Source organism: Streptomyces sp. HM190, from assembly GCF_009857135.1.
Classification (GTDB): domain Bacteria; phylum Actinomycetota; class Actinomycetes; order Streptomycetales; family Streptomycetaceae; genus Streptomyces; species Streptomyces heilongjiangensis.
Genome location: NZ_CP047318.1, coordinates 1024417 through 1043013, shown reverse-complemented (window position 1 = coordinate 1043013; position 18597 = coordinate 1024417). Strand labels below are relative to the sequence as shown.

The window sequence follows — 18597 nt, the reverse complement described above, 5'->3', positions numbered from 1 at the left end:
ATGTTAGGTAACGCCCGTGTATCGAACCGACTCGATCCGGGATGAAATATCTGCATATAAGGGGCCAACTTCCAGATACCTGTCGCACGTTCGTTGACACCCCCGTGAAACGGCTACCTAACATGCATGCATAACCGTCAGCTCGCACAGACAGGCCAACGGGGTGAGCTCCAAGCACATCGAACCGCGTCACTGGTGGCGCGACGCAGTGATCTACCAGGTGTACGTCCGCAGCTTCCTGGACAGCACCGGCGACGGCGTCGGCGATCTCGCCGGGGTCCGGGCCGGACTGCCGTACCTCAGGAAGCTGGGCGTCGACGGCATCTGGCTGAGCCCCTTCTATCCGTCCCCGCAGCACGACCACGGCTACGACGTCGCCGACTACTGCGACGTCGACCCGGTCTTCGGCGACCTCGCCGAGTTCGACCTGCTGGTGGCGGCCGCCCGTCGGCTCGGCATCAAGGTGCTCCTCGACATCGTGCCGAACCACTGCTCCAGCGAGCACCCCTGGTTCCGCGAGGCCCTTGCCTCCGCACCGGGCAGCGAGGCCCGCGCCCGCTTCCACTTCGCCGACGGGCGGGGACCGGACGGAGCCGAGCCGCCCAACAACTGGCACGCCATGTTCGGCGGCCCCGCCTGGTCCCGCGTCACCGAGGCCGACGGCCGGCCCGGCCAGTGGTACCTGCACATGTTCACGCCCGAGCAGCCCGACTGGAACTGGCGCGACGCCGAGGTCGGCGCCCACTTCGACCGCGTCCTGCGCTTCTGGCTCGACCGGGGCGTCGACGGCTTCCGCATCGACGTCGCCGCCGGCCTCTTCAAGCACCCCGAGCTGCCCGACTCCCCGGACCCCGAGGCCGACGCCCGCACCCGCGACTCGGTCAACCCGCTGGCCTGGAACCAGCCCGAGGTCCACGACGTGTGGCGGCACTGGCGGTCGGTGTGCGAGGAGTACACCGCACGCGACGGCCGCGAACGGCTCCTGGTCGGCGAGGTATCCGTCCCCACGGCACGCGAACACGCCCTGTACGTCCGCCCCGACGAACTCCACCAGGCGTTCTTCTTCGACCTGCTGAGCGCCTCCTGGGACGCCGACGCCTTCCGCAAGGTCATCACCGAGGCCATGCACGACATCGCGGGCACGGGATCGACGGTCACCTGGGTCCTCAACAACCACGACCAGGTCCGCACCGTCACCCGCTACGGCGAGCCCGCCGTCGAGGGCAGCGGACTCGGCGCCGCCCGCGCCCGCGCCGCCGCCCTGCTGATGCTGGCGCTGCCCGGCGCCGCCTACATCTACCAGGGTGAGGAACTGGGCCTGCCCGAGGTCGTCGACCTGCCCGACGACGTGCTCACCGACCCCATCTTCCGCCGCACCGGCAGCCGCGCCCGGATCCGCGACGGCTGCCGGGTGCCGCTGCCCTGGTCCGGGCAGGCCTCGCCGTTCGGCTTCACCTCCGGGGTCGAGGGCGCCAAGCCCTGGCTGCCGCAGCCCGAGTACTTCGCCGAGTACGCCACCGAACGCGCGCTCGCCGACACCCGCTCGTTCTGGCACCTCTACCGCGACGGCCTCCAGCTGCGCGCCGCGCTGCCCCAGCTCGGCGAGGGCGCCATGCGCTGGCTGGACACCCAGCCCGGCGTCCTCGGCTTCGTCCGCGGCGACGGCCTGGTCTGCGCCGTCAACTTCGGTACCGCGCCCGCGCCCGCGCCCGTCGCGGGCACCCCCCTGCTGTCCAGCGGCCCCTGCCCGGCCGGGGTCCTCCCCGGCTCCACGGCCGCCTGGTGGATCGGCGACGACGCCGCTTCCTGAGCCCTCACACCCCTCACACCGTCCGTTCCCCCGCTCCGAAGGGACATCAACGATGATGCGACGACGTACCACCCTGCTCACCGGCTGCACCGCCCTCGCCCTGGCGCTCGGCGCCACCGCCTGCTCAGGCGGCGGCCCCGTCTCCGCGGGCGGCGGCGACAAGGCGCTGAACGGCCAGACGGTCACCGTCGCCGGCGTCTGGTCCGGCAGCGAGCAGAAGAACTTCCAGAAGGTGCTGGACGCCTTCACCGAGAAGACCGGCGCCAGGACCCGGTTCGTCTCCACCGGGGACAACGTCTCCACCGTCGTCGGCAGCAAGATCGAGGGCGGCAACGCCCCCGACGTGGTGATGGTCCCGCAGGTCGGCGTGCTCCAGCAGTTCGCCGAGAACGGCTGGCTCAAGCCGCTGTCCGGCACCACCCGGAAGGCCGTCGACGCCAACTACGCCACCGTCTGGAAGGACTACGGCAGCGTCGACGGCACCCTGTACGGGCTGTACTTCAAGGCCGCCCACAAGTCGACCGTCTGGTACAGCCCCGAAGCCCTCGACACCGCCGGAGTCGAGCCGCCGAAGTCGTACGACGAGATGCTGAAGGCCGGGCGGACGGTCTCCGACTCGGGCCTCGCCGCCTTCTCCGTCGCCGGCCAGGACGGCTGGACGCTCACCGACTGGTTCGAGAACGTCTACCTCTCCCAGGCCGGCCCCGAGAAGTACGACGCCCTCGCCGCCCACGAACTGAAGTGGACGGACGGCAGCGTGGTCGACGCGCTCACCACGCTCGGCGAACTCTTCGGCGACAAGCGGCTGCTGGAGGGCGGGAGCAAGGGCGCCCTCAACACCGACTTCCCCGGCTCCGTCGAGAAGGTCTTCGGCCCCGAACCCGAGGCCGGCATGGTCTACGAGGGCGACTTCGTCGCCGGGGTCGCCAAGGACCAGTTCGGCCGGAAGATCGGCGAGGACGCGAACTTCTTCCCGTTCCCGCCGGTCGACGGCGGCAAGGCCCCCGTGGTCAGCGGCGGTGACGCGGCCGTCGTCCTCAAGGACGGCAAGAACACCGACGCCGGCATGGCCCTGCTGGAGTACCTGGCCACCCCGGAGGCCGCCGCCGTGTGGGCCGAGGCGGGCGGTTTCCTCTCCCCGAACAAGAAGGTCGACCCCGCCGCCTACGGCGACGACGTCACCCGCACCACCGCCGAGTCCCTCATAGCCGCGGGGGACTCCGTCCGCTTCGACATGTCCGACCAGGCCCCGGCCGCCTTCGGCGGGACCAAGGGCGCCGGCGAGTGGAAGATCCTCCAGGACTTCCTGCGCGACCCGTCCGACCCGAAGGGGACCGCCGCACAGCTGGAGGCCGCCGCGGCCAAGGCGTACAAGGGCTGACCGCGATGACCGCCACTGCCACCGAGGTGGCCGCTCCCCCCGCCGCCGAGGCCGCCGCGCGTCGACGACGCGCCCGGCGGCGGGGCCGGACCGTCGCCCTCCTCTTCGTCTTCCCCGCCCTGCTCCTGCTCGGCGCGCTCGTCGTCTACCCCGTGCTGTTCTCCGTGGGCCGCAGCCTCTTCGACGCCTCCGGCACCCGGTTCGTCGGCGGCCAGAACTACACCGAGATGTTCCGCGACCCGGCCACCCTCAAGGCGGTCCGCAACACCGCGATCTGGGTGGTCGTGGCGCCGGCCCTGCTGACCGGGCTCGGCCTGATCCTCGCGGTGCTCGTGGAGAAGGTCCGCTGGGCCACCGCGTTCAAGCTGCTCCTCTTCATGCCGATGGCCGTCTCCTTCCTCGCCGCCGGCATCATCTTCCGGCTCGCCTACGACGAGGACCCCGACAAGGGCGTCCTCAACGCGGCGGTCGTCGGCGTCCACGACGCCTTCCAGGGCTCCTCCGCGTACCCGACGGCCCGCGCCCGCGACGGCCAGGGCCTCGGCGAGGCCGCCGGCGGCGGCTACCGCACCAGCACCGCGGTGTCGCCCGGCGACACCGTCGCCCTCGGACTGGTCGGCGTCGCGCCCAAGGACCTGCCCGCGGGCGCCCGGCCGGCCCGCACCGCGGCCGGGCGCGAGGCTGCCCCCGGCGAACTGCGCGGCGTCGTCTACCTCGACTTCACCCGCGGCGGGGGCGGAGAGCCCGGCCGGGTCGACCCCGAGGAGAGCGGGCTGCCCCGGATGACCGTCGAGGCGGTGCGCGACGGCAGGACGGTCGCGAGCACCACCACCGCGGCCGACGGCTCCTTCCGCTTCGCGGACCTCGCGGACGGCTCGTACACCGTCGTGCTCCCCGGCTCCAACTTCGCCGCGCCCTACGACGGCGTCTCCTGGCTCGGCCCGGCGCTCGTCACCCCCGCGATCATCGGCGCCTACCTGTGGATCTGGACCGGCTTCGCCATGGTGCTCATCGGGGCGGGCCTGTCCACCCTGCCACGGGACACGCTGGAGGCGGCCCGGATGGACGGCGCGAACGAGTGGCAGGTGTTCCGGCGGATCACCGTGCCCCTGCTGGCACCCGTGCTGACCGTGGTCTTCGTGACCCTCGTCATCAACGTGATGAAGGTGTTCGACCTCGTCTACGTCATCGCGCCCGGACCGGTGCAGGAGGACGCGACCGTGCTCGCCACCCAGATGTGGCTGGTGTCCTTCGGCGGCGGCAACAACCAGGGCCTGGGCAGCGCCCTCGGGGTCCTGCTCCTGCTGCTGGTGATCCCGGCCATGGTCTTCAACGTCCGTCGATTCCGAGGGAGTCAGCGATGAGTCTCGGTGCGCTCCGGCGCGGGCTGGGCAACAGCCTGGTCCAGGCCTTCCTGGTGGTCATCGGGCTGATCTGGCTCACCCCGCTGGCCGGACTGCTCCTGTCGTCCCTGCGGTCCGCCGAGGACACCGCCAGGGGCGGCTGGTGGACGACGTTCACCAGCCCCGGCCAGCTGTCCTTCGACAACTACGCGGCGCTGCTGGAGAACGCGGGCATCACCCGGGCGTTCTGGAACACGGTGCTGATCTCCGTCCCCACGACGGTGCTCGTGGTGGTGATCGCCGCGCTCGCCGGGTACGCCTTCGCCTGGCTGGACTTCCCCGGCCGTGACACGCTGTTCCTGCTGGTGGTCGCCCTGCTGGTGGTGCCGGTGCAGATCGGTCTGCTGCCGGTGGCCAAACTCTTCGGCCAGCTCGGCCTGTTCGGCACGATCCCGGGCGTCGTCCTCTTCCACGTCTCCTACGGGCTGCCGTTCGCCGTCTTCCTGCTGCGCAACTACTTCGCCGAGATCCCCAAGGAGATGCTGGAGGCGGCCCGGATGGACGGGGGAACCGAGTGGCGCATCTTCACCCGGCTCGTCCTGCCGGTGGGGCGGCCGGCGCTCGCGAGCCTCGCCATCTTCCAGTTCCTGTGGGTGTGGAACGACATGCTGGTGGCGCTGCTGTTCGCCGACAGCTCCTCCCAGCCGCTGACGGTGGAGCTCCAGTCGCAGATCCGTCAGTTCGGCAGCAACATCGACGTGCTGGCGCCGGGCGCGTTCCTGTCGCTGATCGTGCCGGTGGTGGTGTTCTTCGCCTTCCAGCGGCACTTCGTGCAGGGGGTCATGGCCGGATCGGTGAAGTAGCGCGCGGTCGGTGCGCGGAGTGCCACGCCGTCGGACGGCTCGGTGCGCGTCACCGAGACCGCCGGCGGCGCGCTCACGACGACGGCCGGCGGCGCGCTCACGACGACGGCCGGCGGCGCGCTCACGACGACGGCCGGCCGGTCCGGGCGAACCACGCCGAGTGCCCCTTCTTCCTCGATGTATGCCCCCTGCTTCGAGGTATTTCGCGGCGGCCGAGATGTCCGTACGAGGCTTTGGTCGTGGCGCGACAACTGAGTTAACCTTCACCGGATTTTCTCATCCGGCTCATCCGTGAACTGCGGAAACGCCGAGAAGAAGCGGGCCCCGTCCGGGGCTCGGCGCGGGTTCCGAGTCCTCGGGGTGAGGGCTCCAGGGGAGCGGAACGAGGGTGCGCATGAGCGGCAGGACGATCGAGGCCACCGACCGGGCCCCGGGCGAACAGGAACTGCGGCAGTTGCTGGCCGGACTGACCGCCGTACGGGACGGCGACTTCGGTACCCGGCTGCCGTCCGACGGCGACGGACTGCTGGGCGACATCGCCACGGTCTTCAACGGCATGGTGGACCAGCTGTCCGTGTTCACCTCGGAGGTCACCCGCGTCGCGCGCGAGGTGGGCACCGAGGGCACGCTCGGCGGGCAGGCCGAGGTGCCGGGGGTCTCGGGCACCTGGGCGGACCTGACCGACTCGGTCAACGCCATGGCGGGCAACCTGACCACCCAGGTGCGCGACATCGCGCAGGTGGCCACGGCGGTCGCCAAGGGCGACCTCTCGCAGAAGATCGACGTCCCCGCGCGCGGCGAGATCCTCCAGCTGAAGGAGACCGTCAACACGATGGTCGACCAGCTGTCGTCGTTCGCCGACGAGGTCACCCGCGTCGCCCGTGAGGTCGGCAGCGAGGGCCGCCTCGGCGGCCAGGCCCAGGTGCCCGGTGTCGCCGGCGTCTGGCGCGACCTGACGGACTCGGTCAACTTCATGGCCGGCAACCTGACCTCGCAGGTCCGCAACGTCGCCCAGGTGACCACGGCGGTGGCCCAGGGCGACCTGTCGCAGAAGATCACCGTGGACGCGCGCGGGGAGATCCTGGAGCTGAAGAACACCATCAACACGATGGTCGACCAGCTCTCCGGCTTCGCCGACGAGGTCACCCGCGTCGCCCGTGAGGTCGGCACGGAGGGCCGCCTCGGCGGCCAGGCCGACGTCAAGGGTGTCAAGGGCACCTGGCGCGACCTCACGGACTCCGTGAACTTCATGGCGGGCAACCTCACCGCGCAGGTCCGCAACGTCGCCCAGGTCGCCACGGCGGTGGCCCAGGGCGACCTGTCGCAGAAGATCACCGTGGACGCGCGCGGGGAGATCCTGGAGCTGAAGAACACCATCAACACGATGGTCGACCAGCTCTCCGCGTTCGCCGACGAGGTCACCCGCGTCGCCCGTGAGGTCGGCACCGAGGGCAACCTGGGCGGACAGGCGATCGTCCGGGGCGTCTCGGGGACCTGGAAGGACCTCACGGACAACGTCAACGTGATGGCGTCCAACCTGACCGGCCAGGTCCGCTCCATCGCCCAGGTCGCCACCGCCGTCGCCCGCGGCGACCTCTCGCAGAAGATCACGGTCGAGGCCAAGGGCGAGGTCGCCGCCCTCGCGGACGTCATCAACACCATGGTCGACACCCTCTCCGCGTTCGCCGACGAGGTCACCCGCGTCGCCCGTGAGGTCGGCACCGAGGGCCGCCTCGGCGGTCAGGCGCACGTGCCGAACGTCGCCGGCACCTGGAAGGACCTGACCGACAACGTCAACTCGATGGCCAACAACCTCACCGGCCAGGTCCGCAACATCGCCCTGGTGACCACCGCCGTCGCCAACGGCGACCTGTCGAAGAAGATCGACGTCGACGCCCGCGGCGAGATCCTGGAGCTGAAGACCACCATCAACACGATGGTCGACCAGCTGTCGTCGTTCGCCGCCGAGGTCACCCGTGTCGCCCGTGAGGTCGGCAGCGAGGGCCGCCTCGGCGGCCAGGCCGAGGTCGAGGGTGTCGAGGGCACCTGGAAGCGGCTGACGGAGAACGTCAACGAACTCGCCGGGAACCTCACCCGCCAGGTCCGCGCGATCGCCGAGGTCGCCAGCGCCGTCGCCGAGGGCGACCTGACCCGCTCGATCACCGTGGAGGCGTCCGGCGAGGTCGCCGAACTGAAGGACAACATCAACTCCATGGTGGAGTCCCTGCGCGAGACCACGCGGGCCAACCAGGAGCAGGACTGGCTGAAGACCAACCTCGCCCGGATCTCCGGCCTCATGCAGGGCCACCGCGAGCTGCCCGTCGTCGCCGAACTGGTCATGGACGAACTCGCGCCGCTGGTCTCGGCGCAGTACGGCGCCTTCTACCTCGCCGAGGACACCGCGCGCGGGCCCGAGCTGCGGCTCGTCGGCTCCTACGGCTACCCCGACGACAGCGACCGGCCCGACCGGATCCCCGTCGGGCGCTCCCTCGTCGGGCAGGCCGCGCGCAACCGCCGGCCCATCGGCGTCGAGGAACTGCCGCCGGGCTACGTCACCATCTCCTCCGGTCTCGGACAGGCCGTGCCCAGCGCCCTGATGGTGCTGCCCATCGTGGTCGAGGACCAGGTCCTCGGCGTCATCGAACTGGGCTCCGTCACCCGCTTCACCCAGATCCACCAGGACTTCCTCGCCCAGCTGATGCCCACCATCGGCGTCAACCTCAACACGATCGTCGCCAACGCCCGCACCGACGAACTGCTGGACGAGTCCCAGCGGCTCACCGCGGAACTCCAGTCCCGCTCAGCCGAGTTGCAGGTGCAGCAGGACGAACTCCAGCGCTCCAACGCCGAACTGGAGGAGAAGGCGTCGCTGCTCGCCTCGCAGAACCGCGACATCGAGGCCAAGAACCTGGAGATCGAGCAGGCCCGGCAGGAACTGGAGACCCGCGCCCAGGAGCTGGCGCTCGCGTCGAAGTACAAGTCGGAGTTCCTGGCCAACATGAGCCACGAACTGCGCACCCCGCTCAACAGCCTGCTGATCCTCGCCCAGTTGCTCGCGCAGAACCCCTCCCGCAACCTCACCCCCAAGCAGGTCGAGTACGCGGGCATCATCCACTCGGCCGGCTCCGACCTGCTCCAGCTGATCAACGACATCCTCGACCTGTCGAAGGTCGAGGCCGGCAAGATGGACGTCACCCCCGAACGGGTCCCGCTGCGCAAGCTGCTGGAGTACGTGGAGGCGACGTTCCGGCCGATGACGACGCAGAAGAGCCTCGACTTCACGGTGGCCACCGCGCCCGGCACCCCGGCCGACCTGCTCACCGACGACTCCCGGCTGCGGCAGGTCCTGCGCAACCTGCTCTCCAACGCGGTGAAGTTCACCGAACAGGGCGGCGTCGAACTGCGCATCGAACCCGCCGCCGACCGGGAGGTGCCCGTCGGCGTCCTCCGCGGCGGCCCCGTGGTGGCCTTCCGGGTCAAGGACACCGGCATCGGCATCCCCCACCAGCAACTGGAGGCGATCTTCGGCGCTTTCCAGCAGGCGGACGGCACCACCAGCCGCAAGTACGGCGGCACCGGCCTCGGCCTGTCGATCACCCGGGAGATCGCGCATCTGCTGGGCGGCGCCGTCACGGTCGACAGCACCCCCGGCCAGGGCAGCACCTTCACGCTGTACCTCCCCGTCGCGCGCGCCGACTTCGAGGACGTGCTCGCGGGCGGCCCCCGGTCCGTCGAACAGTCGGACACCGCCGAACTCCCGCCCGCCACCAGGCCGGACACCGCCCCCAGCGTGTCGCCGGAGCGGCGCAGGCGGCGTCTCCTCGTCGTCGAGGAGCGGCCGCGCGGTCTGCTGACCCTCGTCGCCGAACGCGCCGTCGCGGACATCGCGCCCGACCCCGACGACCCGCTCGGCGCGATCGACATCATCACGGCGGTCGGCGCGCAGGAGGCGGCGAGCACCCTGGCCGCCGACCCCTGCCACTGCGTCGTCCTGGAACTCGGCATGCCCGACGGCGAGGGCGCCCGCCTGCTGGAGGCCATGGAGGGCGACTCGGCGCTCGCCAGCGTGCCCGTCCTCGTGCACACCGGGCACCGCGTGGAACTGGCCCACGAGCAGACGCTGCGCTCCCGCGCGGAGAGCCGTCCGCTGGACTTCCTGTCCAGCCTGGACGAACTGCGCGAACGGATCACCCTGCACCTGTCCGCCGAGGAACCGGGCGACGTCCTGTCCCTGGTCCGCGGCGAGGACCTCCAGCGCCCGGCCGCCGAGGTCGTCGACGACGCCTTCCTCGGCCGTACGGTGCTCGTGGTCGACGACGACGCGCGCAACCTCTTCGCCCTCAGCGGGGTCCTCGAACTCCACGGCTTCCAGGTCCTGCACGCCGACAACGGCCGCAAGGGCATCGAGATGCTGCTCGCCCACCCCGACATCTCGCTCGTCCTGATGGACGTGATGATGCCGGAGATGGACGGATACACCGCGACCGCGGAGATCCGCGCGATGGACCGGTACGCCGAGCTGCCCATCATCGCCGTCACCGCGAAGGCCATGCCCGGAGACCAGGAGAAGAGCCTCGCGTCGGGCGCCAACGACTACGTCACCAAGCCCGTCGACACCAACGACCTCATCGGCCGTGTCCGACGCTGGCTGTCCACCTGAGGGGGGACCGCCCCGCCGTGCCCACCAGCCGACCGCCCGGCGTCCCCGGACGCCCGAGCCCAGGAACAGGCCAACCGTGAGCAACCTCCTCCAGCCCACCGAACCGCCGGACCCCGGCGTCCCGACGGGCGAGCCGCCCGCCGCCGACCCGGCGGCGGCCACCGACCTGCTCGCCCCGGGCCGGCCCGCCGGGACGACCGTCGCCCGGACCCCCGCCGACCGGGTCCCGGACGACAGCGCGGTGGCCGTCACCGGCCCGGACGAAGACCACGCCGCAGGGGAGTCCTCCCCGGTGGGGCGGCTCGCCGCGACCGTGGAGCGACTGCGCCGCGAGGTGCAGGTCGCCCAGGCGGAGGCCGACGGCCGTGCCCTGGTCGAGCTGGCCAAGGGCATCCTCGTCGAGCGCCTCCGCTGCGGACCCGCGCAGGCGGCACGGCAACTGGCCGAGCTGACCGAACAGGCGGGCGTGACCCCGCTGGAGTTCGCCGTCGAGGTCATCAACCAGGCCTCGCGCGACCGGCTCTCGGAGGTGACGACCGCGTTCCTCGCGACCACGGCGCGCCGCGGCGACACCACCGACCCCGGGGACGACTCCGTCGCGGTACGGCTGCGGACCGCCGAGAGCGGCGCGCTGGCCGCGGACGACGCGCAGGCCGTGGCCGACTCCCTGCTCGAACACGCCCTGACACCGCTCGGCGCGGAGGCCGTCGCCATCTGGGCGCTGGACGCCGACGGTTCCCTCAGCCTGGCGGGCAGCGCCGGGTTCTCCGCGGCGGAGGCCGGCCGCTGGCGGTACGTGCCGCCGGGCGTGGCGACGGTGGCACGCCGCGGACTCGGCGAGCGGACGGGCCAGTGGATCGGCTGTCTGTCGGAGACGGGGCTGCCGTCCATCGGCCGGCACCAGCACCCCGACGGAGGCCGCGTCGCCCTCCCCGCGGGCACCGGGGGCCGTATCCACGGCGTGCTGGAGATCGTCTGGCCGACGCCGCTGGAGCCCCAGCCCCCGCAGATCGTCCGCCAGGTGGAGGCCCTGGCCGAGCTGTGCGCGCACACGCTGGAGACGTACGTCCCGCGCCGGCCCGACGCGGACACCCGCCCCGGTGTCCTGCCGGCCGTCGCCGAACTGATGGATCTGGCCGACGGCCTCCACGACCCCGCGCTGGTGCTCGTCCCGCACCTGGACGCCGACGGGGAACTGGTCGACTTCCGCATCCACCACGTCAACCGGCGCTTCCTCGACCCGGCGGGCCGCCCCCGCAGCGCGGTCAACGGCGCCCTGCTGCTGGAGGCCTACCCGATGGCCGCCGGCGACAGCGAACTCTTCGGCCAGGTCGAACGGGTCTACGCCACGGGCGAGCCGTTCCGCGCCCACCGCATGAGGCTGACCGCCCTCGTGGACGACGTTCCGCTGGCGGCGGTCGCCGACGTCAACATCAGCCGCCACGGGGGCAGCGTCCTGCTCATCTGGCGGATAGAGGACGAGACGGCGCGCCTGGCGAGCCTGCTCCAGCACGCCCAGCGCCTCGGCCGCATCGGCGGCTTCGAGGAGAACCTCCTCACCGGCGAGATCACCTGGAACGGGCAGCTCTACAGCCTCTACGGCAAGCCCGCCGTCGGCGGCCCGGTCCCGCTGGAGCAACTGCCCGCCCACGCCCATCCCGACGACGCCGTCGCCATCGGCAGGTTCCTGCGCACCCTGCTGCACCACCGCCGTCCCGCGTCCACGGCGTTCCGGCTCCAGCGGCCCGACGGCGTCACCCGGCACATCCGCGTGGTGGCCGAACCGGTCCTCGACTCCGACGGGCGGCTGTTCGTCGTCCGGGGCGCCTACCAGGACATCTCCGCCCAGCACTGGACGGAGGTCGCCCTCGCCGCGACCCGTGACCAGCTCGCCCACACCGAGCAGCAGGCGAGCGAACGCGACCGGCTGACCCTCCAGCTCCAGCACGCGATCATGCCGCCCGCGCAGGCCCCCCTGGAGGCCCCCGGACTGCGCGTGGCCGTGCGCTACCGGCCCGCGGAGACGCAGAACCTGGTCGGCGGCGACTGGTACGACGCGGTCGTGCTGCCGTCCCGGCTGGTGCTGCTGTGCGTGGGGGACGTCGCCGGACACGGCATCGAGGCGGCCACCAGCATGGTCGTCCTGCGCAACGCGCTGCGCGGCCTCGCCGTGACGGGCGCCGGACCGGCCCAACTGCTGTCCTGGCTGAACATGGTGGCCCACCACCTGAACGGTGCCGTCACCGCCACGGCGGTCTGCGGCCTGTACGACCCCGAGGTCCGTACCCTGCGCTGGGCGAGGGCCGGCCATCTGCCGCCCGTCCTCGTGCGTGACGGCGAGGCGGCACCGCTGCCCCTGGTCAAGGGCCTGCTGCTCGGCGCCGTGCCCGAGGCGGCGTACGAGGAGCACGAGGTCCAGCTGGCCGTCGACGACACCTTGTTGATGTATACGGACGGTCTGATCGAGCGCCGCGACCGTTCCGTGGAGGAGTCGCTGGCCCAGCTGCTGACGGCCGCGAGCACGGTCCCGCCCACACTGGACCAGCAGCTGGACCGCCTGCTCACCTACAGCAAGTCGGACACGGACGACGACACCTGCATCGTGGGCGTACGGGTGGACTAGTGCCGCGACGGGCAACGTTCGCCCCGTCGCGACGCCCGGCACGCGCTCTTGCCGCACCGGGCACAAGCCCGAGTACGTCCAGTACGAGGACGTGCGCCCGGCACGCCGCGAGCACGTACCGGACGCCGCTCCTCGACGGGCGAACGTTGCCTGCCGCGGCGCTGGACGTCGGGCCCCCGGCCACCCCGGTGGCCCGGTGGCGCGGACCCGGGGGTGCCCGGCGGGTCCGCGCCGTTTCCGTGCCGCGTGGTCAGGCGTAGGAGTGGATCGTCCCGCGCCGTGCGGGCCCGGCTCCCTCGCAGGGCCGCCGGACCGGTGGGTTATACGATGACGTGTCTTTCGGACTGTCGTTTCCGGGGCGCGGTGAGCGGCGCGACGGAGGAGCGTCGTCCCCGGTACGCGACGCAGGGAGGGAACGTGGATGTCGACGACGGCGAGGACGGGACGGCCTTCGCACCGCGGCCCGGGGGCGCCGCGCTGGAGATCCGTTCGTTGTCCGGCCGTCCCGGGATCCGTGCCGCTGGAGAGATCAACGTGATCACCCGTCCGTCCTGGGAACAGGCCCTGAGGAAGGTGGCGAGCAGCCATGGCGACGTCTCCCACGTGGAGCTGTCGGGGCTGATGTCCATCGACGTCGGCGGCGCGGCGGTGCTCGCCGTCACCGCGCAGCGGCTGACCACCGGCCGTATCGTCGTGCACCGTCCGCCGCCGGAGCTGACGCGCATCCTCGACCTGTTCTGGCCCGGCCTCGCGACGATCTAGGTGGCTGAGCGATGACCACCGCCGCCGACCGAGCATCCTTCGCGCACCCGGCGCTGTTCTACCGGGGTGCGGAGCAGTACCTGGCGGGCACCGTGCCGTTCCTCCGCGAGGGCCTGGCCGCCGGGGAGGCCGTCGCCGTCGCCGTGCCGGGTCCCCGCCTCGCCCTCGTCGAGGCCGGGCTGGGTGCCGACGCCGCCGGGGTCGAGTTCCTCGACATGACGCGGGTGGGCCGCAACCCCGGGCGCATCATCCCCGGCGTCCTGCGCGCCTTCGCCGACGCCCACCCGGGCCGCCGGGCGCGCATCGTCGGGGAGCCGATCTGGGCCGGCCGCTCGGCGGCGGAGTACCCGGCGTGCGTCCTGCACGAGGCCCTCATCAACACGGCGTTCCAGGACCGCGAGGTGACGATCCTCTGCCCGTACGACGCGGACGCCCTGGCCCCGGCGGTCCTCGGCGACGCCCGCGCCACGCATCCCGTCGTCATCGACTCCGGCGTCGCACGGCCCAGCACCGCCTACGACCCCGAGGAGGTCGTCGCCCGCTGCAACCAGCCCCTCGGCGGCCCGCCCGGAGCGGCGGCCCTGTCGTTCGACGCGGAGGCGCTGCCGTGGGCCCGCGCGTTCGCGGTGCGGGAGGCCCGGCGGCTCGGTCTGGGGGAGGCGCGGATGCACGACCTGACGCTGGCGGTCGCGGAGCTGACCACCAACTCCGTGGTCCACGGCGGTGGTTCGGGGACGCTGCGGATCTGGTCCGAGGGCGGACAGATCGTCTGCGAGGTACACGACCTCGGGCGGCTGACCGACCCGCTGGCCGGCCGCAGGCCCCCGGCACGCGACCAACCCGGCGGACGCGGACTGCTGCTGGTCCACCACGTCGCCGACCTCGTCCGCCTCCACACCGCGCCCGACGGCACCACCGTCCGCATCCACCTCGACCGCTGACCCGAGACCGCCGCGACCGCTGACCGCTGACCGCGGGCCGCGTCCGGCGGCCGACGGGCCGTCGGCCGCCGCGCGCCGGACGACGACCGGTCCCCGGCGCGAGGTGCCAGAATGGCGGGGCAGCAGGCCAGGGCAGGAGAGAGGGCGACCGTGCCGGACAACCGAGCGGGACAACCTTCGACGGAGGGCCACGGGGAGCGCGGCGAGGGACCCGCATCGGTGACGATCGCGTACATCGCCGAGTCCGCGGGCGTCTCCGTACCCACCGTGTCGAAGGTGCTCAACGGCCGGTCCGGGGTGTCGGACGAGACACGGGCCCGCGTGGAGCAGCTGATCCACCAGCACGGCTACCGCAAGCCGCCCAAGAACCGCAGCAATCTCGTGGAACTGGTGTTCCGCGAACTGGAGAGCATGTGGGCCGTGGAGATCATCCGCGGGGTCGAGCGGGTGGCCCGCAAGAACCGGATCGGCGTGCTGGTGTCGGAGTTCGGCCTGCACGACACCTCCGGCACGACCATCGAGGACACCGTCGGCCGGCGCCCCCGGTGCGTCCTGTCGGTGGCGCAGCTCTCCGAGGCGGAACGCGGGCAACTGAGGGCGCGGGGCATCCCGTTCGTCGTCTTCGACCCGATCGAGGAACTGCCCGACGACGTGCCCTTCGTGGGCGCCACGAACTGGCGGGGCGGCCAGGCGGCGACCCGGCACCTCATCGGCCTCGGGCACCGGCGCATCGCCATGATCAGCGGACCCGACCACGCCTTCTGCCTCGCCCGGCTGTCCGGCTACACCTCCGCCCTCGCGGAGGCCGGCCTGCCCACGGAACCCCGCCTGGTGGTCAGGACCCAGCTCACCCGTGAGCACGGGTACGAGGCCGCACGGGAGTTGCTGTCCCGGCCCGACCGGCCCACCGCCGTGTTCACCGCGAACGACATGCAGGCGGTCGGTGTCTACCAGGCCGCCCGCGAACTCGGGTTGCGTGTCCCGGACGACCTCAGCGTGGTGGGCTTCGACGACGTGCCGGCTGTCGCGTGGATGGATCCGCCCCTGACCACCGTCCACCAGCCCCTCGCCGAGATGGCGAGCGCCGCCACCGAACTGGCGCTCGCCCTCGGCCGCGGTGAGGAGCTGTCGCAGGTCGGACTGGAGATCGCGACCACCCTCACCCTCCGCGAGAGCACGGCCCCGCCCAAGGAGCAGTGAACCCTGCTGCCCCGCCCGGCGTGCGAGAACGCCTTGTTGAACCCCTGGAACGGAGTCCAGCCGGTCTGCCCGGCGTTGCCGCCGTCGCCGTACCGGGCCTCCGTGGTGGCCGACTGGTCACCGTGACCGGCGACCGGGCCCCGACACCCCGTACGGCCGGGTGATGCGGGCGATGTGGAAGGGACTGCGGGCCACCATCGGGACCGACGTCTCCTGGGTGCCGTCGTACCCGCACCTGCTGCGGGCGGCGGGGCTCGGGCACGTGGCCGCCGAGGTCCGCGTGCCGCCCCTGCTTCCGGGCGGCCCCGTCAGCCGCTTCTGGGCGGACACGTGGCAGCGGAGCAGAGCGGCGATGCCCGCCACCGGTCTCGTCGACGATGGGGACCTCGACGAGGCGGTCCGGTACCCGGACTCCGAGGAGTGCGCCGCCCGCTCCGCCGGCCTGCTGACCGCGTGGGGACGGAAACCCCCGAACTGGCCGGGGATGAGGGAAGCTCCGGCGTGGACGCGCCGTCCTCGGCGTCTGGTGTGAGGGCACCATGGCGGAGCCGGTGGAGCGTCCAGCCGTCCAGGTCCTCGATGCCCTGGGGTGAGGCGAGGGGTTGGCCGGAGGAAAGCAGTTGCGCTCGCTGTCTTCCCGCGTACAGGGTGCGGTGGTGACCCGGACAGAGATCGAACTGCCCGTCGTGGAGGGACTCCTGTCCGGCGTGGACCTCGGCGGTCAGGTCGACGCCACCGGTCCCGAGCAGTACCGGCGAGACACCGATGGCGTCGTCGCCGCGCCGGTCCGGGACCGCCCCGCGCCGGCGGGCCGCTCCACCGGCGGGCACGCGGTGACGGCCGCCACCGCCGGTGGACTTGTGGAACGGCCGCTCTCTGCGCCGTGGACGGCGTGGTGCTCGACCATGTGCGCGACCGAGCTGCGGCACTGGTCAGGAACGTTGATCGATCCCACCCCTACAAGGAGTTGTCGTGCGTTATTCCGATGCCCAGGCCATTACGGAGATCCCCGTCGCGGACAAGGGGGCCGGGCCCTACGGCATCGCGGCCGGACCTGACGGGGCCCTGTGGCTCACCCTCGCGCACAGTGGCCGCATCGCGCGTCTCACCCTCGACGGCGAACTCAGCGAATACGTCCTGGACTCGTCCGAGTGCTGCCCTACGGTCATCACCCCTGGGCCCGATGGAGCACTGTGGTTCACACGGTTCCAGGACCACCGGATCGGCCGGGTCACCGCCGACGGTGAAACGGAGTCCTTTCCCGTACCGACACCCGGCAGCGGACCCTTCGGTATCACCGCCGGTCCGGACGGCGCGATGTGGTTCACACAGATGAACACGGACCGTATCGGCCGTATCACCGGCACGGGAGAGATCACCGAGTTCGTGCTTCCCCATGCCGGTGCCCTTCCCTCGGCAATCACCGCAGGCCCTGACGGGGCCCTGTGGTTCACCCTCAACCAGGCGAACGCGGTCGGCCGCATCACCGTGCACGGAGACATCGTGATGCACCCACTCCCCACCGCCGGCGCAGCACCCGTGGGCATCACCAGCGACGGCACCGCCTTGTGGTTCGTCGAGATCGCGGCGGGCCAGATCGGCAGGATCTCGGTGGACGGCGGGATCGAGGAATTTCCGCTTCCCGACCGCACGGCCAAACCCCACGCCATTGTCGCGACCTCCGCCGGGGAATGCTGGTTCACCGAATGGGGAGCCAACCGCGTCGGCCACATCACCGATGGCGGCGAGATAGCCGAGTACAGCCTGCCGTCACCGTCCTCCGAGCCGCACGGGATCACCCTGGGGCCCGACGGCGCACTGTGGGTGGCCCTGGAAACGGGAGGAGTCGCGCGGGTGGAACCGTGAACCCGGGACGGTGAACTGCCCCACACGGGAGTTGCGCGCGCTCGGTGGTCATCTGCCCGCGCGGCCCGGCTCCCGTCCCCGTCCCCGGTCCCGTCGCCGGCCCGCGGCTCAGGCGGCGAGGGCCTCCTCGACGCTGGGGTGGCAGGAGATGACCTGGTCCAGGGCGACCAGACGCAGCAGCCGCCGCACCGGGTCCCGGGCGCCGGCGATGCGCAGCCAGCCCTGTGCGTCCCTCACCTGGTGGTGGGCGGCGACCAGGACGTTGACGCCGCTGGAGTCCATGAAGGTCACCTCGCCGAGATCGACCACGATCCGCGGGCCCGTGTCCTCGCCGGGCAGCAGGGCTGCGCTGAACCGTTCCCTGACCGTGTGGTCGATCTCACCGCGCAGGGTCACCACCCGGACCCCGTCGACGGAGGTGAGACCGATCGACAGCCGCTCCGGGCGGGCTGCTCCCTGGGTGTCTGTCACCGCTCGTGTCCTCGACTGCTCCGGCTGGTGGCCGCTCGGGTTCCGACAGGATGTACTCCGACACCCTGCCACGATGGTACGGCGAACAGGTGCTCAATGCCTGAGTCGATCGCAGGGAGCATGTGAGGCATGGTGCGGGGTACGCGCAGGCAGGTGAACGGGGGATCAAAGTGGACCCGGCGGAATCAGTTCCTTGTGGCGAGGGCGGTGTGATGCCCGAGGCCGCTCCGATCCAGGACACCGTCGCGCTGGACGGCGACGGGTCCTGCATCGCGCAGGCGCGGCACAGCGCCATCGACTTCCTCACCCGTGTCCAGGTCGAGCACGGTGTGCCGGTGTCCGCCCGCGCGATGGAACTGACCCAGCTGGTGGTCAGTGAACTCGTCACCAACGCACGCAAGTACGCCCCCGGCCCGGTGCTGATGGAGCTGCGGGTCACCGGCGCGATGGTCGAGGTCGCCGTGTGGGACAGCGATCCCGTGTTCCCGGTGGCGCGGGCCGCCGACCCGGGCCGGGTGGGACAGCACGGCCTGGAGATCGTCATGGCCGTCGCGCACGGCTTCGAGGCGCGACGCGAACCGGTCGGCAAGCGCATCACCGTCCGCATCGCCCTGCCCGACGATCCCGGCCCGGACGTCGCCGGCCGTCCCGCCCCGTAGACGAGGATCGGCGGAAGG

Annotated in this window: 13 protein-coding genes; 12 read left to right on the top strand and 1 reads right to left on the bottom strand. The window is 71.9% G+C overall.

The features are described 5' to 3' along the window. The first annotated feature begins 163 nt into the window (after positions 1–163). The 11 genes from GSY65_RS03915 to GSY65_RS03860 all read left to right on the top strand — a co-directional run bounded on the left by GSY65_RS03915 (position 164) and on the right by GSY65_RS03860 (position 17449). Positions 164–1810, top strand: a complete 1647-nt coding sequence (locus GSY65_RS03915; protein WP_236579696.1) for a glycoside hydrolase family 13 protein — start codon at positions 164–166, stop codon at positions 1808–1810. Between the two features lie 52 nt (positions 1811–1862). Beyond that, positions 1863–3191: an ABC transporter substrate-binding protein gene (locus GSY65_RS03910; protein WP_159765966.1), complete on the top strand. Its 1329-nt coding sequence runs from the start codon at positions 1863–1865 to the stop codon at positions 3189–3191. A 5-nt stretch (positions 3192–3196) separates the two neighbouring features. Then, positions 3197–4555: an ABC transporter permease gene (locus GSY65_RS03905; protein ID WP_159765965.1), complete on the top strand. Its 1359-nt coding sequence runs from the start codon at positions 3197–3199 to the stop codon at positions 4553–4555. Then, on the top strand, positions 4552–5397 hold the full coding sequence (locus tag GSY65_RS03900; RefSeq protein WP_159765964.1) for a carbohydrate ABC transporter permease: 846 nt from the start codon (positions 4552–4554) through the stop codon (positions 5395–5397). The genes GSY65_RS03905 and GSY65_RS03900 overlap by 4 nt, the downstream gene beginning before the upstream one ends. Positions 5398–5791: 394 nt before the next feature. Continuing rightward, positions 5792–10057 (top strand): HAMP domain-containing protein, encoded by a 4266-nt coding sequence (locus tag GSY65_RS03895; RefSeq protein WP_159765963.1) that lies wholly within the window; start codon positions 5792–5794, stop codon positions 10055–10057. A 241-nt stretch (positions 10058–10298) separates the two neighbouring features. Next, positions 10299–12680 (top strand): SpoIIE family protein phosphatase, encoded by a 2382-nt coding sequence (locus tag GSY65_RS03890; RefSeq protein ID WP_236580180.1) that lies wholly within the window; start codon positions 10299–10301, stop codon positions 12678–12680. Between the two features lie 417 nt (positions 12681–13097). Further along, entirely contained in the window at positions 13098–13442 is a 345-nt protein-coding gene (locus GSY65_RS03885) for an STAS domain-containing protein (RefSeq protein ID WP_236579695.1), read from the top strand. An 11-nt stretch (positions 13443–13453) separates the two neighbouring features. Continuing rightward, positions 13454–14383 carry a sensor histidine kinase gene (locus GSY65_RS03880; protein ID WP_159765960.1) on the top strand — a complete coding sequence of 310 codons (930 nt, stop codon included), beginning with the start codon at positions 13454–13456 and terminating at the stop codon, positions 14381–14383. A 219-nt stretch (positions 14384–14602) separates the two neighbouring features. Further along, positions 14603–15583, top strand: a complete 981-nt coding sequence (locus GSY65_RS03875; protein WP_236579694.1) for a LacI family DNA-binding transcriptional regulator — start codon at positions 14603–14605, stop codon at positions 15581–15583. A gap of 163 nt (positions 15584–15746) precedes the next feature. Continuing rightward, positions 15747–16115 carry a hypothetical protein gene (locus GSY65_RS03865; RefSeq protein WP_443043197.1) on the top strand — a complete coding sequence of 123 codons (369 nt, stop codon included), beginning with the start codon at positions 15747–15749 and terminating at the stop codon, positions 16113–16115. A gap of 440 nt (positions 16116–16555) precedes the next feature. Beyond that, positions 16556–17449, top strand: a complete 894-nt coding sequence (locus tag GSY65_RS03860) for a Vgb family protein (protein ID WP_159765958.1) — start codon at positions 16556–16558, stop codon at positions 17447–17449. A 108-nt stretch (positions 17450–17557) separates the two neighbouring features. On the opposite strand, the gene GSY65_RS03855 is transcribed toward GSY65_RS03860, so the two are convergent. Then, positions 17558–17920 (bottom strand): STAS domain-containing protein, encoded by a 363-nt coding sequence (locus GSY65_RS03855; protein WP_159765957.1) that lies wholly within the window; start codon positions 17918–17920, stop codon positions 17558–17560. A gap of 212 nt (positions 17921–18132) precedes the next feature. Between GSY65_RS03855 and GSY65_RS03850 the strand changes: the two genes are divergently transcribed. Then, the gene (locus GSY65_RS03850) at positions 18133–18579 is read left to right on the top strand and encodes an ATP-binding protein (RefSeq protein WP_159765956.1); all 447 of its coding nucleotides are present in this window, start codon (positions 18133–18135) and stop codon (positions 18577–18579) included. The last annotated feature ends 18 nt before the right edge of the window (positions 18580–18597 follow it).